22 protein-coding genes are annotated in these 20,148 nt (G+C 63.1%); 11 read left to right on the forward strand and 11 right to left on the reverse strand.

Translation table 11 applies throughout. From position 1 onward, the window contains the following. Nucleotides 1–32 precede the first annotated feature (32 nt). Genes ACFHWW_RS00830 through ACFHWW_RS00840 form a run of 3 tightly spaced genes read left to right on the forward strand, consistent with a single transcriptional unit; the run spans nt 33 to nt 3,897 of the window. On the forward strand, nt 33–1,622 hold the full coding sequence (locus ACFHWW_RS00830; protein ID WP_379937037.1) for a sugar ABC transporter ATP-binding protein: 1,590 nt from the start codon (nt 33–35) through the stop codon (nt 1,620–1,622). Continuing rightward, nucleotides 1,610–2,932 carry an ABC transporter permease gene (locus ACFHWW_RS00835; RefSeq protein WP_379937038.1) on the forward strand — a complete coding sequence of 441 codons (1,323 nt, stop codon included), beginning with the start codon at nt 1,610–1,612 and terminating at the stop codon, nt 2,930–2,932. Before ACFHWW_RS00830 ends, ACFHWW_RS00835 begins: the two co-directional genes overlap by 13 nt. Beyond that, on the forward strand, nt 2,929–3,897 hold the full coding sequence (locus tag ACFHWW_RS00840) for a substrate-binding domain-containing protein (RefSeq protein ID WP_324764586.1): 969 nt from the start codon (nt 2,929–2,931) through the stop codon (nt 3,895–3,897). The genes ACFHWW_RS00835 and ACFHWW_RS00840 overlap by 4 nt, the downstream gene beginning before the upstream one ends. 118 nt (nt 3,898–4,015) lie before the next feature. Here ACFHWW_RS00840 and otnK read toward each other — a convergent pair whose 3' ends face one another. From otnK to ltnD, 3 genes are read right to left on the reverse strand one after another with little or no spacing between them, the layout of a single operon-like run. Further along, nucleotides 4,016–5,293, reverse strand: coding sequence for a 3-oxo-tetronate kinase (gene otnK, locus ACFHWW_RS00845; protein ID WP_379937039.1), 1,278 nt, complete (start codon nt 5,291–5,293; stop codon nt 4,016–4,018). 3 nt (nt 5,294–5,296) lie between these two features. Further along, nucleotides 5,297–6,073 carry a 2-oxo-tetronate isomerase gene (gene otnI, locus ACFHWW_RS00850; RefSeq protein ID WP_379937040.1) on the reverse strand — a complete coding sequence of 259 codons (777 nt, stop codon included), beginning with the start codon at nt 6,071–6,073 and terminating at the stop codon, nt 5,297–5,299. 11 nt (nt 6,074–6,084) lie between these two features. Next, complete coding sequence (gene ltnD / locus ACFHWW_RS00855; protein WP_324764588.1) at nt 6,085–6,990, reverse strand: L-threonate dehydrogenase; 906 nt, start codon at nt 6,988–6,990, stop codon at nt 6,085–6,087. A gap of 141 nt (nt 6,991–7,131) precedes the next feature. On the opposite strand from ltnD, the gene ACFHWW_RS00860 reads away from it, so the two are divergent. Both ACFHWW_RS00860 and ACFHWW_RS00865 read left to right on the forward strand, forming a co-directional pair. Beyond that, nucleotides 7,132–8,136: a LacI family DNA-binding transcriptional regulator gene (locus tag ACFHWW_RS00860; protein WP_338282306.1), complete on the forward strand. Its 1,005-nt coding sequence runs from the start codon at nt 7,132–7,134 to the stop codon at nt 8,134–8,136. Nucleotides 8,137–8,151: 15 nt separating this feature from the next. Then, the gene (locus ACFHWW_RS00865) at nt 8,152–8,829 is read left to right on the forward strand and encodes an aldolase (RefSeq protein ID WP_379937041.1); all 678 of its coding nucleotides are present in this window, start codon (nt 8,152–8,154) and stop codon (nt 8,827–8,829) included. Nucleotides 8,830–8,872: 43 nt separating this feature from the next. Here ACFHWW_RS00865 and ACFHWW_RS00870 read toward each other — a convergent pair whose 3' ends face one another. Then, nucleotides 8,873–10,117 (reverse strand): integrase core domain-containing protein, encoded by a 1,245-nt coding sequence (locus ACFHWW_RS00870; protein ID WP_379937042.1) that lies wholly within the window; start codon nt 10,115–10,117, stop codon nt 8,873–8,875. Nucleotides 10,118–10,318: 201 nt separating this feature from the next. Between ACFHWW_RS00870 and ACFHWW_RS00875 the strand changes: the two genes are divergently transcribed. The 5 genes from ACFHWW_RS00875 to ACFHWW_RS00895 all read left to right on the forward strand — a co-directional run bounded on the left by ACFHWW_RS00875 (nt 10,319) and on the right by ACFHWW_RS00895 (nt 14,225). Beyond that, the gene (locus ACFHWW_RS00875; RefSeq protein WP_379937043.1) at nt 10,319–10,903 is read left to right on the forward strand and encodes an IMPACT family protein; all 585 of its coding nucleotides are present in this window, start codon (nt 10,319–10,321) and stop codon (nt 10,901–10,903) included. 84 nt (nt 10,904–10,987) lie between these two features. After that, nucleotides 10,988–11,974, forward strand: coding sequence for an aldo/keto reductase (locus tag ACFHWW_RS00880; protein WP_338277906.1), 987 nt, complete (start codon nt 10,988–10,990; stop codon nt 11,972–11,974). A 22-nt stretch (nt 11,975–11,996) separates the two neighbouring features. Further along, nucleotides 11,997–12,428 carry a DUF1810 domain-containing protein gene (locus ACFHWW_RS00885; RefSeq protein WP_379937044.1) on the forward strand — a complete coding sequence of 144 codons (432 nt, stop codon included), beginning with the start codon at nt 11,997–11,999 and terminating at the stop codon, nt 12,426–12,428. Nucleotides 12,429–12,892: 464 nt separating this feature from the next. Further along, nucleotides 12,893–13,570, forward strand: a complete 678-nt coding sequence (locus ACFHWW_RS00890; RefSeq protein ID WP_379937045.1) for a methyltransferase family protein — start codon at nt 12,893–12,895, stop codon at nt 13,568–13,570. Between the two features lie 184 nt (nt 13,571–13,754). After that, nucleotides 13,755–14,225 carry an aminoacyl-tRNA deacylase gene (locus ACFHWW_RS00895; RefSeq protein ID WP_018094065.1) on the forward strand — a complete coding sequence of 157 codons (471 nt, stop codon included), beginning with the start codon at nt 13,755–13,757 and terminating at the stop codon, nt 14,223–14,225. Between the two features lie 270 nt (nt 14,226–14,495). Here the strand turns inward: ACFHWW_RS00895 and ACFHWW_RS00900 are convergent, their stop codons facing one another. The 5 genes from ACFHWW_RS00900 to ACFHWW_RS00920 form a co-directional block, all read right to left on the reverse strand. Further along, nucleotides 14,496–15,641 carry an alpha-hydroxy acid oxidase gene (locus ACFHWW_RS00900; RefSeq protein ID WP_026168519.1) on the reverse strand — a complete coding sequence of 382 codons (1,146 nt, stop codon included), beginning with the start codon at nt 15,639–15,641 and terminating at the stop codon, nt 14,496–14,498. A 91-nt stretch (nt 15,642–15,732) separates the two neighbouring features. Then, nucleotides 15,733–16,350: a hypothetical protein gene (locus ACFHWW_RS00905; protein ID WP_275596862.1), complete on the reverse strand. Its 618-nt coding sequence runs from the start codon at nt 16,348–16,350 to the stop codon at nt 15,733–15,735. After that, on the reverse strand, nt 16,347–16,763 hold the full coding sequence (locus ACFHWW_RS00910; protein WP_379937046.1) for a type II toxin-antitoxin system VapC family toxin: 417 nt from the start codon (nt 16,761–16,763) through the stop codon (nt 16,347–16,349). Before ACFHWW_RS00910 ends, ACFHWW_RS00905 begins: the two co-directional genes overlap by 4 nt. Further along, nucleotides 16,760–17,023 (reverse strand): antitoxin, encoded by a 264-nt coding sequence (locus ACFHWW_RS00915; protein ID WP_018094055.1) that lies wholly within the window; start codon nt 17,021–17,023, stop codon nt 16,760–16,762. Before ACFHWW_RS00915 ends, ACFHWW_RS00910 begins: the two co-directional genes overlap by 4 nt. 178 nt (nt 17,024–17,201) lie before the next feature. Beyond that, entirely contained in the window at nt 17,202–17,690 is a 489-nt protein-coding gene (locus ACFHWW_RS00920; protein WP_100669718.1) for a RidA family protein, read from the reverse strand. A gap of 194 nt (nt 17,691–17,884) precedes the next feature. Here ACFHWW_RS00920 and ACFHWW_RS00925 point away from each other — a divergent pair, with 194 nt between their 5' ends. Beyond that, nucleotides 17,885–18,583, forward strand: coding sequence for a TetR/AcrR family transcriptional regulator C-terminal domain-containing protein (locus ACFHWW_RS00925; protein WP_338277885.1), 699 nt, complete (start codon nt 17,885–17,887; stop codon nt 18,581–18,583). A 431-nt stretch (nt 18,584–19,014) separates the two neighbouring features. Here the strand turns inward: ACFHWW_RS00925 and ACFHWW_RS00930 are convergent, their stop codons facing one another. After that, nucleotides 19,015–19,356 carry a carboxymuconolactone decarboxylase family protein gene (locus ACFHWW_RS00930; protein WP_100670025.1) on the reverse strand — a complete coding sequence of 114 codons (342 nt, stop codon included), beginning with the start codon at nt 19,354–19,356 and terminating at the stop codon, nt 19,015–19,017. A 20-nt stretch (nt 19,357–19,376) separates the two neighbouring features. Continuing rightward, nucleotides 19,377–20,144 carry an SDR family NAD(P)-dependent oxidoreductase gene (locus ACFHWW_RS00935; RefSeq protein WP_100669720.1) on the reverse strand — a complete coding sequence of 256 codons (768 nt, stop codon included), beginning with the start codon at nt 20,142–20,144 and terminating at the stop codon, nt 19,377–19,379. Nucleotides 20,145–20,148: the final 4 nt, after the last annotated feature.

Raw genomic sequence — 20,148 nt, forward strand, 5'->3', positions numbered from 1 at the left:
CAGATGTCGGCGGTAGGGAGGCTGCCAATATCATGCGCGATGCTATCCCCCGTGATTCGGTCACCAAAGAATCCGGCCGGCCAGTTCTGGCGGCCGAAGCGGTTTCGAAATCGTTCGGCGGCGTCGCGGCGCTCAAGGATGTGCGCTTCGAACTGCGCGCGGGCGAAATCCATGCGCTCATGGGCGAGAATGGCGCCGGCAAGTCGACGCTGATGAAGGTCTTGTCCGGCGTCTACCCGGACTACGAGGGCACCTTCCGCGTCGATGGAGAAACCGCCCGCTTCTCCAATGTGCGCGATGCCGAGGCGGCCGGGATCGCCATCATCCATCAGGAACTCAACCTCGTCCCCGAACTCGGCGTCGCCGACAACATCTTTCTCGGCCGCGAACGGGTGATCGCCGGTCTTTTCGTGGATCGCAAGGCGAGCCTGGAGGCCGCACGAGGGCTGTTGAACCGTCTCGGCATCGAACTCGACCCGGAGGCGCGCGTCGGGCAATTGCGGGTGGGCGAACAACAGCTCGTCGAGATCGCGAAGGCCCTCTCCGTTGAAGCGCGCATTCTGATCATGGACGAACCGACCTCGGCGCTTTCGCCCGGCGAGTGTCGACGCCTCTTCAAGATCATGCGGCAACTCGCGGCCGACGGCGTCGGCATCATCTATATTTCGCACCGGATCGACGAGGTGATGCAGCTCAGCGACCGGGTCACCGTCTTCCGCGACGGCCGGCATGTCTGGACCCGGCCGATGGCCGGACTGGACGAGAATACGATCATCGCCGCAATGGTGGGCCGCAACCTCCTCGACGCGCATCCGGCCGACCGGGGCAACGGCGGCGGCGAGCCCGTCCTTTCGGTCAGGGACCTGTCGCTTGCCGTGCCCGGACGCCATGGCTGGCGCGACGTGCTGAAGGGCGTGAGCTTCGACGTTCGCGCCGGCGAGATCCTCGGCATCGGCGGCTTGCTCGGCGCGGGACGCACGGAAATCCTGGAGACGATCTTTGCATCGAATGAAGGCCTTCGCGGCGGTGAAATCCGGCTGGACGGCATCGCCGTCGATATCCGCTCGCCACGCGATGCTCGCCGCCTCGGTTTTGCTCTGGTGACGGAGGACCGCAAGGCGAAGGGGCTGCATCTTCACGAATCGATCAGAGACAATGTGGCCCTGCCGCTTGTTGGAAGGCTCGCCCGATTCGGGCTGCGCTCCTTCGAAGGCGAGCGTGCGCTCGCAAAAGGGGCAGTCGATGCGCTCGGCGTGCGCTGCGCGAGCACCGATCAGGCGGCGGGAACCCTGTCCGGCGGCAACCAGCAGAAGGTCGTCATCGGCAAGTGGCTGGCGACCGGTCCGCGTGTCCTTCTTCTCGACGAGCCGACACGCGGCATCGACGTCGGTGCGAAGCGCGAGATCTACGATCTCATCTTCAAGCTCGCCGGCGACGGGCTGGCGATCGTGGTGGTCAGTTCCGAACTGCCGGAGCTTCTGCTCCTCGCCGACCGCATTCTGGTGATGGCCGAGGGACGGCAGACCGGGCTCATCTCCCGGGAGGAGGCGAGCGAGGAGCGCATCATGCAGCTCGCCGCTCCGCGGAGCGCACGCGGAAGGGCGGTTGCATGTATTTCCTGAAGGCTCTCTCCCGTACGAAACTCTATTGGGGGCTGATCGCCATCTTCCTGATCGGAGTCCTGTCCTCGCCGGTAACGTCGTCGGGCAGGAACATCTTTCTCTCCTCCGGCAATCTCCTCGACGTGTTGCGGCAGGTATCGACCACCGGGCTGATCGCCACCGGCATGACGGCCGTCATTCTGACGGGCGGCATAGACCTTTCGGTCGGCTCGCTGATGGCGATCTGTACCGTCGTCTGCGCAATGCTCCTGACCGTTCCGGGGGACACGGCCGCCCTCTATCTGGGGCTGCCGTCCGTCGGGCTTGCCGTTCTGGTCGGCGGTGCGGCGGCAGTACGCTTCGTCTTCCTGAATATCGAGAAATCACGTGCGGGCGTGACACATGTCCGCGACATCCGGCTTGACCGGACCCGCGGTACCGTTCTGCCCGCCGCAGCCGGCATCGTTCTCTGTGCCCTGGTTCTAAGTTTCCTTCTGCCTCAGATGCAGACGAAATTCGGCGTGCTCGGCGTTCTGCTCGTGGCGCCGGCGGTCGGACTCATGTTCGGCGCGGTCAACGGCGCGATCATCGTGGTCGGACGATTGCAGCCCTTCATCGTCACGCTTGCCATGATGGTCACGGCGCTCGGCATCGCCCGGCTCACCGCCGGGCAGAACAACGCCGTGCTGCCGGTCTATACCGGCAGCAATGCGACCGCCGATTTCGATATGCTGCGGCAGCTCGTCTTCGGCATCGTGCCGATGCCCGGCATATTCTTCATCGTCGCGATTCTTCTCTATGGCGCGGTGCTGCGGTTCACCCCCTTCGGCCGCTATGTCTATGCGATCGGCGGAAACGAGGAGGCGGCGCGCCTTTCCGGCATCAATGCGGGCCGGGTGAAGATCGTCACCTATGCGGTATCGGGTCTTCTCGCGGGCATCGCCGCGGTCCTCTATGTGGCGCAGTACCGGCAGGGCAAGCCGGACGCCGGCGCGGGCCTCGAACTGGATGCGATCGCGGCAGTGGTCATCGGCGGGACGAGCCTGATGGGAGGGCGCGGGAGCCTTGCCGGGACGTTCTGCGGCGTCCTGATCTTCGGCCTGCTCTCCAATATCCTGCAGCTCCACAACATCAATTCCAATCTTCAGCTGGTGCTGAAGGGCGTGATCATCATCGGCACGGTGCTCGTTCAGGAGCGCAATGCCTACGACCTTCTCGCGCAATTGCGGCTGCCGGGCGCAAGCCGGCGCCCGGCTCAAGGAGATACGTCCGCCGAGGAGCGGACGTCGGGAGAGACGTTATCCATGACAATGGGAGGAAAGAAGAAATGAAACGCCGTGACATCATCAAACTGACGGCGGTCGCCGCCGTTCTCGCCGCGACGACCGTGCTCATGCCGGCGCACGACGCCCTGGCTCAGGACAAGAAGTTTCGCATCGGCTTCAGCCAGGCGACGACGATCGAACCGTGGCGTGCGCAGTTCAACAAGGACATCATCGCCGAGGCGGCAAAGCATCCGGACGTCGAACTGATCATAACCGACGGTGAGGACAGGACGGAAAAGCAGGTGGCAGACGTCGAGAACCTCATTCGCCAGGAGGTGGATGCCTTGCTCGTGTCGCCGAAAGAGTCCGCAGGGCTCACCGGCGTGGTGCAGCAGGCGATCGATGCCAAGATCCCGGTCTTCGTTCTCGACCGCAACGTCGAGACCGACCAGTACACCCAGTTCGTCGGCGGCGACAACAAACTGATCGGCCGCGCGGCCGGCGAATATGCGGTCGAGCTTCTCGGCGGAAAGGGCAAGGCTCAGGGCAATATCGTCGAGATATGGGGCGGCATGGGCACCCAGCCGGCGCACGACCGCCACGACGGCTTCCACGAGTTCACCGACAAGGAGCCCGGCATCAAGAACCTGCTCGATCAGCAATCCGGCGACTGGAAGCAGGACCAGGCCTACAACATCATGGCGACGGCGCTGCGCAACAACGAGAAGATCGATCTCGTATACGGCCACAACGATCCGATGGCCTATGGCGCCTATCTGGCGGCGAAGGACGCAGGTCGTGAGAAGGAAATGAAGTTCATCGGCATCGACGCGCTCCCGAACGAAGGCGTGACCTGGGTCAACAACGGCGAACTGACCGCGACCTTCCTCTATGCGACGCCGGGAGCAGAGGGTCTACGCCAGGCGGTGAAGTTCCTGAAGGGGGAAAAGGTCGAAAAGACCGTCACGCTCGACACGATGAAGGTGACCAAGGAAAACGCCGCGCAGATACTGAAGGACAACGGCCTGTAAGATCCGTCGCGCGGACGCGCTGCGGCAAGCGCAAAGTCTGCATGGTCTACTCGGTCCGATTTGAGGAAGCGTGCAGCGGGCGGGCGGCGGATACGAGGGGGACCGCCCGCCTTCCCTCTCACCGCATCATAGACAGTGCCGTGGCGAAGAAATCCTCGCCGCCGAAGTTCCCCGATTTCAGCGCCAGCAACATCTCGTTTCCGGCAGTGCCGATCGTCCTCAGCACGGGGACGCCGGGCGCGATTTCCGGACCGATGAGGAAAGCCGGAATCCCGAGCCTGTCGACGGTCGCGCCGGAGGTCTCTCCGCCGGCGACGACGAGGCGTCTCACGCCGCGCTCCACCAGTTCACCGGCGATAGCGGCGGTTGCCGTTTCGATCGCGTGCCCGGATGCCTCTCGCCCGTAGCGCGCCTGCAGACGCGAAACGACCTCGGGCGCGGCACTCGCGGCGATGGCGACGGGGCCTTGGGCAATCCGTTCCCCGGCCCAGGCGACGGCTGCGGAAATCTCGTCCGATCCGTCGAGGAGCTTTTCCGTGTCGAGCCGCAGCACCGGCATATGGCGTTCCGCCGCGTCGAGCTGCTTCAGCGTTGCCGCCGAACAACTGCCTGCGACCACCGCGGCAAGACCGCCGACGGGGCGGATGGCGTCGCTTTCCCCGTCGCTTGCCGAAGCGCGGCCGGAGCGCAGAAGCGCACGGGCGAGGCCGAGACCCAGGCCGGACGCGCCGGTGGAGACGGGCATTTCGAGCGCCGCTTCGCCGAGCGTTTCGAGATCGCGTTCGAAGACGGCATCCGCGATTGCCGCGGCGGCGCCTTCGGCTCGTAACCGATCGAGCCGCGCCTTTACCGCATCGGCTCCGCGCGTGACGGTCGGCAGGTCGATGAGGCCGGCCTTGCCGCGCGACTGGCGGGTGAGCACCCGCACCAGATTGGCATCGCGCATCGGGTTGAGCGGGTGGTCTTTCAACGGGCTTTCGTCAAGCGGCTGGCCGTTGACGAAAAGATGGCCGAGATAGACGGTTCGCCCCGTTTCCGGAAAGGCCGGCGTAACGAGGGCGATGTCGCCGCCCGAGACGCTCAGAAGCGCTTCGGTCACCGGCCCGATATTGCCGAGATCCGTCGAATCGAAGGTGGAGCAGATCTTGTAGAGCACATGGGCGGCGCCTCGGCCGCGCAGCCAGCTTTCGGCCGCGAGGGCGGCGGCCACGGCCTCCTCCGCTGCGACCGACCGGATCTTCAGGGAAACGACCACTGCATCGACGTCGGGCAGGGCGAGCGACGGATCGGGAATGCCGACCGTCTGCACGGTGCGAAGCCCGTTCTTCGTCAGCGTATTCGCGAGATCGGAGGCGCCCGTGTAGTCGTCGGCGATCGATCCGAGCAGGATTGTCATGGGTCAGCTCCGTCGAAAGGGTTTGAACCAGCCGAGGCCGTCCAGCGTCCGGCCGTGCGGGTTATATTCGCAGCCGACGAAGCCGCCATAGCCGAGCCGGTCGATTTCATCAAAGAGGTAGCGATAGTTCAACTCCTCGCCATCGGGCTCGTGCCGCGAGGGCACGCTGGCGATCTGGATGTGGCCGGTGACCGGCATCAGTTGGCGGAGAGCCATTGCGACGTCGCCGTGCAGGATCTGCCGGTGATAGATGTCGAATTGCAGCTTCAGGTTGGGGAGCGCCAGTTCGGCGATGAGCCGCTCGGCGGTCCCGAAATCGTTGAGGAAATATCCCGGCATGTTGCGCCCGTTGATCGGCTCGACGAGGAGATCGATGCCCTCGTCGGCCAGGCGCCCGGCGGTATAGGCGACCGAGCGGCGGTAACGGGATGCGGCCTCCGGGTCGCGCGAATCAGCAAGACCAGCCATCAGGTGCAGGCGCTTGGCGCCGGTCGCCGCCGCGTAGTCGAGCGCCTTGTCAACATCCGATTTCAACCCGTCGAAGCGACCGGACAGGGCGGCGATGCCGCGCTCGCCGGCTGCCCAATCGCCCGGCGGCAGGTTGAACAGCGCCTGCTCGAGCCTGTTGCGGGCAAGCCGTTCGGCGATCGCTTCCGGCGGCACCTCGTAGGGAAAAAGGTACTCGACGGCGGCGAACCCGGCGTCGGCCGCCGCGTCGAAGCGGTCGAGGAACGGCCACTCGGTGAACATCATCGTCAGATTGGCGGCAAAAACGGGCATGCGCGTCTTCCTTAGGGGTTATTTGTGCCGGGCAACGTGGCCCCGGAGAGCTGGGCGTAGAGCCGCGCGAGGGAGGAATCGTCGTCGCGCCCCATGCCTGCGCCCGAGGCTGCAAGATACATCTGCAGTGCGGCCGCCACGAGCGGCACCGGATAGCGCTCCGCGCGCGCCATATCCTGGACGATGCCGAGGTCCTTCACGAAAATCTCGATGGCGCTCAGCGGGGCGTAATCTCCCGCCAGCACATGCGGGATGCGGTTCTCAAACATCCAGGAATTGCCGGCCGAGGCGGTGATCACCTCGTATACTTTGTCGAGGTCCAGCCCTTGTTTCGCCGCGAAGGCGATCGCTTCGCAGGCGGCCGCGATGTGCACGCCGGCGAGAAGCTGGTTGATCATCTTGAAGGCGGCGCCGGTCCCGGCAGTCTCGCCGAGTTCGTAAACCTTGGCGGCCATGGCGTCGAGCGCCGGCCGGGCGGCGGCGAAGGCCTGCGGCGATCCCGAGGCCATGATCGTCAGTTCGCCCTTCGATGCCTTTGCCGCGCCGCCTGAGATCGGCGCGTCGAGATAGTGAAACCCCAGTCCTTCGAGCCGCTGCGCCAGGTCGCGCGCGATCGCCGGATCCATTGTCGCGGACGATATGAAGACGGCGCCGGGCTTCATCGCGTCTGCAACGCCGTCCCGGCCGAACAGAACGGCTTCGGTCTGCGCGCCGCTCACGACCACCGAAACGACGATGTCGGCGCCCGTCACGGCTTCGCCTGGCGTGCCCGCTCCGCGACCGCCTTCGGCGACGAAACGTTCCACTGCGGGCGGGGCAACGTCGTAGCCAAACACGTCGAGGCCGGCGCTTTTCAACGAGCACGCCATACCGAAGCCCATCGAGCCGAGCCCGAGCACTGCGATCTTCGATGTCATTTCGTCTCCCTCCAGTTGCCGGTCACTCGTTTAGGGATTTTTGGCAGCGCTGCCAACCAAAATTGGTAGCGCTGCCAAAAAAATCCGCCTATGAAGTCGATGAGAGCCGTGAACGGTCTCGTCAAACTGGACAGGCGCGAAGTGGCGACGGACTTCAAGCAGCAGACACCCGTAACGCTCGCAGAGGTGGCGGAAGCCGCGGGCGTGGGTGAGAGCACGGTTTCCCGCGTGCTGCGCAATCACGGCTCGTTCTCCGGCAAGGCCCGCGAGCGCGTGTTGGATGCGGTCGAGCGGCTTGGCTACGTGCCGAACCGGATCGCCGGAACCTTGGCCTCGGCGGGGTCCCGGCTCGTTGCCTTCGTCATCCCGTCGCTCACCAACATCGTGTTCCCGGACGTGCTGCGGGGTGCAGGCGCCGTTCTGGAGGAAAATCGCTATCAGGCCGTCTTTTCCGTGACGGACTATGAGCCGGAGCGCGAGGAGGCCCTCGTCGCCGCCATGCTCGCCTGGCGGCCGACGGCGGTGATGCTTGCCGGCTTCGAGCATACGGAAGGCACGCTCAAGATGCTGCGGGCGAGCGGCTGTCGCGTCGTCGAACTGCTCGACATCGACGGGAGCGCCATAGACCTGGCGGTCGGCTTTTCCAATCGTGAGGCGGGTCGGGCGAGCGCCGAATTCCTGTTGAAGCGCGGTTATCGCCGGATCGGCTATGTCGGCCACGATCTCGACCGCGACACACGCGCCGGCAAACGCTTCGACGGCTTCCGTGAAGCGCTGAACCTGGCCGGCGTCGCCCTTGTGGATCGGGAAATCCGTCCGGGCGCTTCTTCGGTTGGGAGCGGGCGGGCGGGGCTCGAGCAGCTTCTTCGAAGGGCGCCGGGACTCGATGCGGTCTATTTCTCGAACGACGACATGGCGCTCGGCGGATATTTTCATTGTCTTGCACGCGCCATTTCCGTCCCAACCAGACTCGCCCTTTTCGGCCATAACGGCCTCGATATCGGCCAGGCCACGCCGCAGCCTCTGACGACCATTCGCACGCCTCGCGTCGCGACGGGAAAGCTGGCGGCCGAGTTGGTCATCAACGATCACCCGTCTCACATCGCCGATCTTGGATTTGAACTGATCGAAGGCGATACAGCCTGAACGAAAGGACCACCAATGTCCGAAACGCGTCTTCGCGAGGAAATCTGCCGCTACGGCCGGTCTCTCTTCGAGCGGGGCCTGACCCCCGGCTCTTCCGGAAACATATCGATGAGACTCGATGACGGCGGCTGGCTGGTGACGCCCACCAATGCCTCGCTCGGCTTCCTCGATCCAGCGCGTATTTCGCGCCTCGATGCCGGCGGTCGGCTTGTCTCGGGCGACAAGCCGACCAAGGAGATCCCGCTTCATTCCGCCCTCTACGAGACGCGCGGCAGCGCCCGTGCCATCGTGCATCTCCATTCGACCCACGCGGTCGCGCTGACGATGCTGCCGGAGATCGATCCGCAAGCGGCTCTGCCGCCGATGACGCCCTATTATCTCATGCGGGCCGGGGAGACTGCGCTCGTGCCCTATTACCGCCCCGGAGACCCGGCCGTCGCCGATGCGATCCGCGGGCTTGCGGGCAAATATTCCTCCGTGCTGCTTTCCAATCACGGTCCCGTCGTCGCCGGCGACACTCTGGAGGCCGCGATCTTTGCGACGGAGGAACTGGAAGAGACCGCAAAGCTCTACCTGCTGCTGCGCAACCTTAATCCCCGCTATCTCAGCCCGCAGCAAGTCGCCGATCTTGCCAAAACCTTCAGCCTCGACCTGCCGTCGCTCGGCGACCATGAGGGACATGATCACGGATAGAGTGCCTCCCTGCGTCTATTCTCAACCGGTCTGGATCCGCTGTTCAACCGGGTTGATGGTCGACATTTTGGACCGGGATGATTGTCGACAGATTTTGGGTTGCGGCAGGTTCAGCGGGTTCGCGAAGCCCCGGACGGGGCGGAGCGAACCGGCTGAACCTGCCGCGGCGATCGATAAGGCCGATATCGAGGTCGCAGAAGCGCACGACGTAGTCGCCGGTCTCAAGTTCGGCGATGCCGACGAGCTCGCCGATCAACGCCTCGCTGATGAAGACGAGTCCGCCCTTCCACTTGATCTCGCCGGAGTTGCGAATGCGCCGGACCTGGTGATCGGCGTCATACCAGGGGTCTTCCGCCTGAACCGGCATCGGCCGCTGCGAGGGCTCGTAGAACTCGGCCGGCAGCTGTTGCTCGAGCGCTTCATGCGGGCGCTCGTGATTGTAGTACCAGCGGAAGGCATCGAAACGGTCCTGCTGCTCTGCCGCACTCGCGGCTGGCGGGCGCGACGTGTGAGCTTTGAGCGTGCGGTGCATCCGTTCGTGCCGGCCATTCTCCTGCGGTGAAGCCGGATTGATGAAATGCGGCTCCACGCCCAGCTTCAGCCACCAAGCCGAAAGCCGTGTCAGTCCGCCGGCCCCGCGTGATCCGAACGGCGCACCATTGTCACAGCGGATAGCCAGCGGCAGGCCGTAAACCCGAAAAGCCTCGGTGAAGACCGGGATGGCCCCTTCGATCGTCGGCGCAACGATCCGGACATCGATCAGAAAGCGGCTGTGGCCGTCTGTGATCGTCAACGGGTCGATCCGTTGCTGATCCGTGGTGCGAAACCAGCCCTTGAAGTCGGTACTCCATTCGTCGTTCACAGCCGTTACCGCTGCATACGGCCGCCGCTGGTCGATCGGCCGGCGGCGGCGCTTCACCGGCGAAACCAGTCCGGCCCCCTTGAGAATGTCTCCAATCGTCGACGCCGCCGGCCAGACTATCTCCGGCGCCTGACGCGAAAGCTTTGCCAACAGCTTGCGCGGCCCCAGATCGGGAAAACGTTGCCGCATTGCGACGATCTCTTCCTTCAGGCCCTCCGCGGTTCGGTGCGGGCAGTGCTGCGGGGCGTGCGAGCGATCCACAAACCAGTCCGAAACCCCGCTGTCGCGCCGACTGCGCCACGCGTAAAACGTATCGCGGCAAACACCGTATCGACGGCAAAGCTCCGAAACGCTCCAGTTCCCGCTGTCATAATCCGAAAGCATCCGAACCCGCTCTTCCATCCGACAAGTCTCGTTAAACGGCATCAAAAGGTCCCCCTCAGATGCCAATCTAACCTGTCGACAATCATCCCGGTCTAATCTGTCGACAATCTACCCGGTCTGAACCCCCGATTTGCCCCTCCCCAGCCCCTCCCCCTTGTGGAGAGGGGTTGGGGAGGGGTGACCTTGACGATGACGGTGCGCCATCCGTCCGCTATGACCGCTGGAAGAATCGGGACAAAGCGGATGTTCACGCTCCAACGCATCGAGACCTCGACACAGGAAATCAAGAAGAGCCGCTTTCTCGCGATTGCCGGGCCGATCGAGGACGAACCGTCGGCCAAGACCTTCATTGCCGCCCACTCGGACACTGCGGCCAATCACAATTGCTGGGCCTGGCGGGTCGGCCAGAGCTATCGCTTCAGCGACGACGGCGAGCCAAGCGGGACGGCGGGCAAGCCGATCCTTGCGGCGATCGACGGCCAGTCGCTGGATCGCGTCGCCGTCGTCGTGACGCGCTGGTTCGGCGGCATTCTGCTCGGCAGCGGCGGACTGGTCCGTGCCTATGGCGGCACGGCGGCGCTCTGCCTGCGGGCGGCGGAGAAGATCGAGCTCATCGAGCGTCAGCGCGCCGAGATCGCCTGCGACTTCGCCGATCTCGCGCTCATCAAGGCGCGGCTGGCAGCGCGCGGCGTGTCGATCGCCTCCGAGAGTTTCACCGGCACCGGTGCGGTGCTGTCGGTCGAGATACGGCAAGACGCATTAGACGACGTGCTCGCTCTGGTGAGCGATCTCAGTCGCGGCAAGGCGCTCGTGACACTCTGCGACTGAGCTTTCATCTGCGCCACTCTCGTCATAGTTATGCCAACCACCCGGAGCTGAAGTTCCGGCAGCACAATGGATAGGATACATTCGATGAAAACAAGGATCTTGGGACGAACGGGCGCCACGATTTCGGAGATCGGTTTCGGCGCCTGGCAAATCGGCGGCTCCTGGGGCGACGTCAGCGAGGAGGATGGCAAGCGCGCGCTCAATGCCGCCCTCGACAGCGGCGTCACCTTCATCGACACCGCAGACGTCTACGGCGACGGGCGTTCCGAAAACATCATCGCCGCGGTGCTGCGGGAACGGGGCGGGGAGAAACCATTCGTCGCCACGAAGGCAGGACGCCGGCTCAATCCGCACGTGGTGGAGGGCTATACAGGCGGCAATATCGAGGCCTTCATCGACCGCAGCCTCGCAAATCTCGGCGTCGAAACGCTTGATCTCGTCCAGCTCCACTGCCCACCGCCGGAGGTCTACTATCGGCCCGAGGTCTTCGGCGCGCTCGATGGGCTGGTCACCAAGGGCAAGATCCGCCATTACGGCGTCTCGGTCGAGAAAGTCGAAGAGGCCCTGAAGGCTATCGAATATCCGGGCGTCGCCACGGTCCAGATCATCTACAACATCTTCCGCCAGCGGCCGCAGGACCTATTCTTCGCCGAGGCGAAAAAAAAGAATGTCGGCGTCATCGTGCGCGTGCCGCTGGCGTCCGGCTTGCTTTCGGGCAAGATCGGCAAAGATACGGTCTTTGCTCCAGACGACCACCGCAACTTCAATCGTGACGGCGAAGCCTTCGACGTCGGGGAGACCTTTGCCGGCGTGCCCTTCGACGTGGCGCTGCAGGCGGTCGACGAGCTTCGTACGCTGGTGCCCGCCAATGTGCCGATGGCGCAATTCGCCTTGCGCTGGATCCTCGCGCAGGACGCCGTTTCCGTCGTTATCCCCGGAGCCCGCAATGCCGCGCAGGCGCAGTCGAACGCCGCCGCCAGCGCCCTTGCGCCGATCGACGGCGCGACGCTCGCGGCAATCGAGGCGCTTTACGAGCGGCTCGTCAAGGTTCATGTTCATCAGCGCTGGTGATGGATGAACCGGTGAGAGGGTGATGACGAGGGAGGCATTCGATCTCGAACGCTTCGTCGCTGCGCAGGAAAGCACCTATCCGGCTGCTCTTGCGGAGCTTCGTGCCGGGGCCAAGCGGACCCACTGGATGTGGTTCATCTTTCCGCAGATCGCGGGCCTCGGCCATTCGCCGACGGCCCGGTTTTATGCGCTCTCAGGCCTCGGCGAGGCGCGCGCCTATGTCGAACATCCGCTTCTCGGCCGACGTATTCTCGAATGCACGGAAGCGGTCAATGGGGTCAGGGGGCGCAACGCTCTTGAGATCTTCGGGCGGCCGGACGATTTGAAGTTTTGCTCATCGATGACGCTCTTCGAAGCGGCGGCGCCTGATGTCGACGCCTTCACCCGGGCGCTCGACCTTTACTTCGACGGCGTCCGGGACAAGAGGACGATCGAGATTCTCGGGAAGAGCTGAACCGCGCTCAAAACGATGCGGCCGCTCCCTGCGACAGGACGAGCAGGAACAGCACCGCACAGACCGTCAGGCCGGCGATGATGAGCATCAGTTCCTTCATCATATAGCGATACATCGCGTCCCTCCTTTGCGGACGGCGAGTGCTGCTCCAGCACCGCACGTCCTGTTCGACGTGCAAGGGGCTGTAGTGCTTCGCATTGCCGCATGCCTTGATCCTGAACCGGTCAAGGCCCAAGCGAAGGTGCAGCGGATCTAATATGGGAATCCGTTATGCGGCTTTAAGTTCCGCGCGAAGCACAAGTGTGTGAACGTCGGCGAGCGCCCGATGGAACGTCGCGCGCGCCCCGTCCAATCCCACTTCACCCGCCTGAGATGAGAGTTGCGAGCGCTGGCCGGAACACTATCTCCAGGAGTCCATCGCTCTAAAGCGCCCTTCATCGCACAAACTATGCAGGAGCTTGCTCATGCTTGTTAGGCTGACCGTACAGACGATCGTCTGGTTCGGGTTCATCGGAGCCGTCCTCTTTCTTTCCGCCGGAACGCTCGCCTGGCCCGCGGCGTGGAGCTACCTGTTCCTCATGCTTGCGCTTTCGTTCTTCGTCGGGCTGCTCCTTGCCCGGCACGATCCCGCGCTGCTCAAGGAAAGGCTGGCTCCCCCAATCCAGGAAGGCCAGCCCCTAGCCGACAAGGTGCTCCTTTCGGTGATCCTCCTGTTCCTTGTCGCCGGCTTCGCCTTCATGGCGCTCGATGCAGCGAGATTCAAATGGTCTTCCATGCCGGTCTGGGTGCAGGCGCTGGGTGCGCTGCTCCTCGTCCTTTCCATCGGATTCAGCTATCGGACATTGCGCGAAAACAGCTTCGCATCTCCGGTCGTCAAGGTGCAGACCGAGCGTGCGCAAAGCGTGATCACCACGGGACCCTATCGTTACGTCCGTCATCCCTTCTATACGGGCAGTCTTCTCTTCGTCGCCGCAACCTCTTTGTTCCTGGGCTCCTGGTGGGGGTTGCTCGTGGCACTCGGACTGGCGGCATTGCTCGCGATCCGGATCGGCATAGAGGAAAAGGCTTTGCGTACGGGGCTCGCCGGCTACGATGCCTATGCGGAACGCGTGCGCTACCGGCTCGTGCCCTACGTGTGGTAGCCGACCCGGCCGTTCGCCGTTGACTCCTCCGATGATGAGAGGAGAATGTCATCTTCTGCGTCACTACAGTGCCCCGCGTCCCGCCGGACGCCCGAAAGCTGCTGTAGCACTTTGAAGCGCTGCATTTTTTTCTTGAGTCCAAACGGCTTGGGGACACTGCAGCAGGATAGGAGAGGCGCCTACGATGACGATCGCCAGGAGACTTCAGGACTATATCGACAGCGAAGGGATCACCTACGACACCCTCGCGCATCACCGTACCGCAACCACCAGTCAGACTGCCGAAGCCGCCCATGTGCCGGGCAACAGGCTCGCCAAATCCGTGGTCGTTCACCACGAGATGGGCTATGCGCTCGCCGTCGTTCCGGCCACGCATCGGGTCGAGCTCTCCACGCTGCAGGACGTCATGAACCGCCGTCTCGGCCTCGCCTCGGAGGAAGAGGTCAGCGAGCTCTTCAACGATTGCGAGACCGGAGCCGTCCCGCCCATCGGGGAGGCCTATGGCGTGCCGGTCATTCTCGACGAGAGCCTCGACAGGGCAAACGACGTCTATTTCGAGGGCGGCGACCACAGGACGCTCGTGCATATGAGCGGCACCAATTTTCGCAACCTCACGAAGGACGCGCGGGTCGCCCGGTTCAGCCACCCGTCATGAGCCGAGCCGCTTATCGGCGGCGGGCCCGATCGGGGTTCACTGGGCGATACCGTCGTGGATATGGCGATGCAGGACGCGCTTCCCGCGGGAATAAGCATCCCCTGCTCCTGACCCTTGCGATGAAGGTCGCATATGCCGGGAGATGTTCTCGCGAGCGGCGGAAAAAGCCGCTTGCCATCGAAGGTGTGAGATGATTCGGAAAATTTTTACGAGGCAGGCTTCAGTCTGCTTGCGCCATCCGCATGCGCCGCGGCAATGCACGGTGCATTCTCACCGGAAACGCAGGTTTTCCTTTGTAAGCTCGTCGACCGACGAGCAGCCCATCAGCTTCATGCCGCGTTCGATCTCTATGCGCATCAGTTCCAGCGCCCGTTCGACGCCGGCCTGTCCTGCCGCAGCGAGCGGGAAGAGATAATAGCGGCCAAGGCCGACCGCCTTCGCTCCCAGCGAGAGCGCCTTGAGCACATGGGTGCCGCGCTGCACGCCGCCGTCCATCATCACATCTATCCTGTCTCCGACGGCCTGAACGATCTCGTCAAGCTGGTCGAATGCAGTGCGTGAACCGTCAAGCTGGCGCCCGCCGTGATTGGAGAGCACGATTCCGGTGCAGCCGATCTCGACCGCGCGCTTGGCATCCTCGACCGAAATCACGCCTTTCAGACAAAACTGGCCGCCCCAGTGCTGCACCATCTCGGCGACGTCGTCCCAGGACATCGACGGATCGAGCATCTCGGTGAAGTAGCGGCTTATCGACATCGCGCCGCGGCCCATATCGACATGGTTTTCCAGCTGCGGCAGCCTGAAAGGCTCATGGCGAACGTAATTGACCGCCCAAGAGGGCTTGATCGCAAATTGCGTGATGCCGGCGAGATTGAGCTTGAAAGGAATGGCAAACCCCGTGCGCTTGTCGCGCTCGCGATTGCCCCCGGTGATGCTGTCCACCGTCAGCATCATCACCTCGATGCCGGCCTGCTTGGCGCGCCCCATCATCTCGCGGTTCAACCCACGATCCTTGTGGAAGTAGAACTGGTAGACCTGCGGGCCGTCGCAGATCCGCCGGGCCTCTTCCAGACTGACGGTGCCGAGCGAGGAGACGCCGAACATCGTGCCGAACTTCGCCGCCGCTGCCGCCACCGCACGTTCGCCCTGATGGTGGAACAGACGCTGAAGCGCGGTCGGCGAGCAATAGACGGGCATCGCCAGCCTTTGGCCCATCACCGTCACCGACATGTCGATATCGCCGACGCCGCGCAGGACATTCGGAACCAAATCGCAGCCCTCGAACGCAGTCGTATTGCGCCGGTAGGTGACCTCGTCATCGGCCGCGCCATCGATGTAGTTGAAGATCGGCGACGGCAGGCGCTGCTTTGCCATCCGACGGAAATCGTGGAAATTATAACAATCTTTCAGACGCATCTGCCCCTCGGACCCGAACGGCGGAATCAATAGCACTTTTTCGATAGAGCGGAATGAGGAAATCAAACGAGCCCCGGCGGGAATCCGGCGCTCAGTCCGTCGTCGAGCCGGCAATGATGGTGAGGCGCCGCATGGATGGTATGTGGACACTGAAGAGGAAGACGCCCCACCATTCGGCGCCGTCATCGAAATAGTCCGAGACCTCCGGCAGCCGCATGTCGGACCAGTCGAGAATTTCGCTCGCGCGGTGCGGCGGCAATATGAAGTCCCTGATCTCCTCGAACACCGCCTGCACCTCGCCTGGCCTGGCGTCGAGCGGATAGGGCGGACTGGAGAAAGCGTAGGCGAATTGCCCGCCGGTTTCGGGGCAGGCGCTTGCACCCGAGATGATCTTCACACCCTCAAGCGAGCTCAAGACCGGATCCGTCAGCTGCGATCCGTCGGCGGTCTTATAGCGGCCGAGCCTCAGCAGGTTGCCGCTGTCCGGGTCGTACCAGTCGCCGAAGAATGCCTTTTCGGTGATGCGCCGGCTTCCCAGAGCGCGCAGCTTCCCGGCATCGAACCTATGGAAGTGGCGCAACGCCTGCGGAACTGCCGAAAGCACCTCCTCCTCCGTACCGCCTGCGTTCTCGAAGACCGCGAAATCGAGCACGCCCAGCATCTTGTCGAAGCGTTCAAAGGCAGGCGGCAGCTTCTCGATCCGGTTCATTTCAGTTTTTGGTCCGTCCAGTCGTCCGTCTTCAGGGGCTCCGCAACCCGAGTAAAAGCTCTGTCGCGGGTCACAAGGACCGCATCGAACGCGACCGCATGAGCAGCAATCATCATATCGAGGGGCGCGAGAGCCGCGCCCTTGCCTTCACAGGCAGCGCGTAGGTCGCCATAGCTTCGGGCGGCAGTGCGATTCCAGGGCAACACGTCTACCCGAAGAAGGAATTGCCTGACCCGTTCAGATAGCGTCCTCGGATAGCCTCGCTTGGCGAGACCGTAGAGCAACTCCCCCTCGGTGACGGATGATACGACAATATCCGTGATGGGAAGCGAGACCAACCGATCGATGATCTCGGGGCGGTCGCCCTTGATGACATGACCGGCAATCTTGGTATCGAGCATCCACAGGCTCATTCCTTCCAGCCCTCGAACGGATCTCTATCCTGCGAAGGCTGCTTGCGGTCGGCCGGCCCCAGGAAGTCGTCCCCGACCTGATCCTTGCCATAGAGTTCAAAAAGACCGTCCCATGAATCCGGCTTGCGTGACAGAATGACATCACCGGTCTTCGGATCACGACGAACGAACACCTCGCTGCCCTCGAAGCGGAACTCTGCAGGGAGCCTGACGGCCTGGCTGCGGCCGCTGGCAAATATCTTGGCTGTTTTGGTTGCCACGGTAACCTCCGCTTTCGATATCTATCATGATATATACCAAGCAGAAGATGCCTATTAAGCGCAGGACATCGATGGGGGATTTTCGAGACGCTGCCGATCCGTGCGGGCCGGCGGCGTTCGCCATTTCTACCCATGCCACCCGCCCCCGTTGGCACGCGCGCCTGATATCTCGTCGCGACTATTTCAGAACGACAACGGCTTCGACTTCGAAGAGCATGGGGTCGATTGCAAGCTTGGGAACGGGAACCAAAGTCTGCGCCGGCAGCGCGGCGCCGAACATTTTCTTGACGTTGCTGGTCAGCACCTCAAGCTTGGACATGTCGTGATCGACGACGAAGACCGTGAGCTTGGCGACCTGATCCGGCCTGGCACCGAGCGCATCGAGGGCCGTGCGCAGATTTGCATAGGCCTGCTCGACCTGGACAGCGAAGTCCGGCGACAAGGCTCCGCTGCTGTCCTGGCCGCCCTGCCCGGAGATATAGGCCACCCGGCCCTCGCGGGGCACGATCACTGCCGTGCTGTAGCCGTTCGGCGTCGGGTCGTAGAGGTTTTGCGGGTTGACGATGGTCAGCTTGAGATCATTCTCATTCGCTGTCGTGGCAGTGGGAACGCCGGTGGTCATGATGATCAGCCCTCCGATAAGCAGATGCGTGATTGCGCGTGACATGTTTTTCTCTCGGGTCCGGGGCTGCGCGCAATGAACCTCGCCGCCTTCGGGATTGAACTTTTACTGCCGCATGATCTGATGACTCGTACGGTGTACCATTCACTCGCATCGTACATAGTACGAGTCAACCGTTCAGGATCGACTTTCGTGGCCTTGTCGGCTTAAATCGGCATTCTGATCAGCAAGGAAGACGGATGACGGCCAAACGCAGCGGCGCCCGGAGCAAACGGCCTCAGCGGACAGGTGTATCGCCACCGTCCGCGCAGGAGGCGCGCAGTGAACCGTCTCTCTCCCGGCAGCGTATCGTGGCGACCGCGGTAGAACTGCTGGACGCCCACGGGATAGACGGATTGACGATGCGTCGGCTGGCCGATCGCCTCGGCTCGGGCGTGATGAGCCTGTACTGGCACGTCGACAACAAGGAGGATGTCTTCGATCTGGCACTGGACTCGGTGCTCGAATACCGTAGACCGCCACAAACGGTTGAGTCTCAGGACTGGCGCGGAGAAGTCGTTCACATGCTCGAGGACTGGCGCGCCAGCATGCTGCGCCATCCCTGGTCGGCATCTCTGCTGCCGCGCCGGGCGCTCGGCCCGAACATTCTCAGCCGCCTGGAACTGCTGGGCAGAACCTTGTCCGGAGCCGGTGTAGCCGACGCAGATCTGAACGTCGCGATATGGTCGCTCTGGAACTATGTGATGGGCGCCACCGTCACCCGGGCGAGCTTTGACGTCTCGGACGATGACAGGGCCGCGGCACAGCAGCGCCTTACATGCCTCAACGAACACTACGCGACGATCGGACGCTCCCGTCTGCTGCTGGACAACGATTGGGACGGCGCCTTCCGGAAGGGCCTCGACTTCCTGCTAGACGGCCTTGCTCCGAGACAATGAGCGTTCGGGTTTGCCGAGGCCGTTGCGACAGGATCATGTGAATGGATGCAGCACCTGATACGCCGGAGGCCGAGGCGTTGAGCTTTACGACCTGCTAACAGGAGGGGGACTGCTCGCCGGCGAAGTCGATGGAGCGGAATTGTCGCGGGCGCCGAAGAACGTCTTGGTCGCGCGCGAGACAATGACGCTCAGCCTACGCAGAGCCGTTCAACATTTCGAGGACTTGCAGATGACAACGAACCTTAGGGCGGAGATAATTGATGTCGTTTGCCGCGATAAATTGCCTCTGGACATAGTGTAACCCATTGAGAAACAAGAGGTTAAATTTTGCCGCGTACAGCAAAACTCCCATAGTCCTGACGTCACGGGCCACAAACGGAATCCGCGTTGGTGGGAAGGTAGCGCTAGACAATCTAGCGCTACCCTATTCCTCATTTCTCCGGCAGGCTTTCAACAGCGTCAAAGACACGAGCCGAGTAGGTGAGCGCCGCGCCGGCGTTCAATGCGATCGCCACTCCCAAAGCTTCGGCGATCTCGCCTTTCGAAGCTCCCAGTTCGACGGCCTTCTTGGAATGGACGGCGATACAGCCATCGCAGCGCGTCGTGACCGCGACGGCCAGCGCGATCAACTCGTGCATCTTCGGCTCGAGCTTGCCAGTATTGTTGCCGCTGTTCTCGATCGTGTTCAGGCCGCGCAGCACGTCGGGGCTGAGTTTCGCGAAGTCGCCGACCCGGCCGATGAGGGCATCCCGGTAGGCGTTCCAATCCTGCATGTTGTTCATGGCCCTCTCCCTCACTGACGTCCGGCGGTCACGCCGCCATCGACCGGGAGAATCGTGCCGGTAATCCACGAAGCCTGCTCCGAAGCGAGGAAGAGGATCGCCTCGGCGACATCACGCGGCTGGCCGTTGCGGCCGAGCGGATGGAACGAATTGAACGTCGGCAGAACCTCCTTGACCTGATCATCGGACAAGAAGGTGTTGTAGACGGGCGTCTCGACGACGGCCGGGGCGACTGCGTTGATCCGGATGTTGTATGGCGCAAGCTCGATCGCCAGATTGCGGACCATGGCGTGCACGCCGGCATTGGCGGCGGAATAGGCAGCCGACGGCGTCGCGCCGATCGCCTGGATCGCCCACATGGAGCCGGTCTGGACGATTGCGCCGCCCTTGTCCTTCATTGCCTTGGCAGCGGCCTGAGCCGTGAAGAACTTGCCTTTGAGGATCGTGTCCAGATACCAGTCGTAATCCGCCTCGGTCAGTTCAATGAACGGCTTGGGGTTGAAGACGCCCGCATTGTTCACGAGAACGTCCAGGCCGCCAAACCGTGAGACCGCTGCCTCGACGAGCGCTGCTCCGGTTTCGGGCTTTGCGATATCGCCGGCGGAAACCACGAGGTTCTTGCCGCTCGGATCGATTTCCTTCGCCGCTGCTTCAAGTTTGCCAAGATCACGGCCGTTGATGGCGACCTTCGCACCTTCGGCCACGAAACGTGCCGCCGTCTCCTTGCCGATACCCGAGCCGCCGCCGGTGATCGCTACTACCTTGCCTTCAAATCGCATAATG

It is taken from the genome of Sinorhizobium sp. P24N7 (assembly GCF_042436655.1).
GTDB classification, from domain to species: Bacteria; Pseudomonadota; Alphaproteobacteria; order Rhizobiales; family Rhizobiaceae; genus Sinorhizobium; species Sinorhizobium meliloti_A.

Bases quoted from the DNA above. Each gene is read 5' to 3' on its own strand.
- ACFHWW_RS00900 (WP_026168519.1), bottom strand. From the start codon at position 15,641: ATGCGTCTGAAAGATTGTTATAATTTCCACGATTTCCGTCGGATGGCA.
- ACFHWW_RS00865 (WP_379937041.1), top strand. From the start codon at position 8,152: ATGTCCGAAACGCGTCTTCGCGAGGAAATCTGCCGCTACGGCCGGTCT.
- ACFHWW_RS00880 (WP_338277906.1), top strand. From the start codon at position 10,988: ATGAAAACAAGGATCTTGGGACGAACGGGCGCCACGATTTCGGAGATC.
- ACFHWW_RS00935 (WP_100669720.1), bottom strand. From the start codon at position 20,144: ATGCGATTTGAAGGCAAGGTAGTAGCGATCACCGGCGGCGGCTCGGGT.
- ltnD (WP_324764588.1), bottom strand. From the start codon at position 6,990: ATGACATCGAAGATCGCAGTGCTCGGGCTCGGCTCGATGGGCTTCGGT.
- otnI (WP_379937040.1), bottom strand. From the start codon at position 6,073: ATGCCCGTTTTTGCCGCCAATCTGACGATGATGTTCACCGAGTGGCCG.
- ACFHWW_RS00905 (WP_275596862.1), bottom strand. From the start codon at position 16,350: ATGAACCGGATCGAGAAGCTGCCGCCTGCCTTTGAACGCTTCGACAAG.
- ACFHWW_RS00835 (WP_379937038.1), top strand. From the start codon at position 1,610: ATGTATTTCCTGAAGGCTCTCTCCCGTACGAAACTCTATTGGGGGCTG.
- ACFHWW_RS00875 (WP_379937043.1), top strand. From the start codon at position 10,319: ATGTTCACGCTCCAACGCATCGAGACCTCGACACAGGAAATCAAGAAG.
- ACFHWW_RS00830 (WP_379937037.1), top strand. From the start codon at position 33: ATGCGCGATGCTATCCCCCGTGATTCGGTCACCAAAGAATCCGGCCGG.
- ACFHWW_RS00930 (WP_100670025.1), bottom strand. From the start codon at position 19,356: ATGCAGGATTGGAACGCCTACCGGGATGCCCTCATCGGCCGGGTCGGC.
- ACFHWW_RS00840 (WP_324764586.1), top strand. From the start codon at position 2,929: ATGAAACGCCGTGACATCATCAAACTGACGGCGGTCGCCGCCGTTCTC.
- ACFHWW_RS00890 (WP_379937045.1), top strand. From the start codon at position 12,893: ATGCTTGTTAGGCTGACCGTACAGACGATCGTCTGGTTCGGGTTCATC.
- otnK (WP_379937039.1), bottom strand. From the start codon at position 5,293: ATGACAATCCTGCTCGGATCGATCGCCGACGACTACACGGGCGCCTCC.
- ACFHWW_RS00925 (WP_338277885.1), top strand. From the start codon at position 17,885: ATGACGGCCAAACGCAGCGGCGCCCGGAGCAAACGGCCTCAGCGGACA.
- ACFHWW_RS00885 (WP_379937044.1), top strand. From the start codon at position 11,997: ATGACGAGGGAGGCATTCGATCTCGAACGCTTCGTCGCTGCGCAGGAA.
- ACFHWW_RS00895 (WP_018094065.1), top strand. From the start codon at position 13,755: ATGACGATCGCCAGGAGACTTCAGGACTATATCGACAGCGAAGGGATC.
- ACFHWW_RS00910 (WP_379937046.1), bottom strand. From the start codon at position 16,763: ATGAGCCTGTGGATGCTCGATACCAAGATTGCCGGTCATGTCATCAAG.
- ACFHWW_RS00920 (WP_100669718.1), bottom strand. From the start codon at position 17,690: ATGTCACGCGCAATCACGCATCTGCTTATCGGAGGGCTGATCATCATG.
- ACFHWW_RS00870 (WP_379937042.1), bottom strand. From the start codon at position 10,117: ATGCCGTTTAACGAGACTTGTCGGATGGAAGAGCGGGTTCGGATGCTT.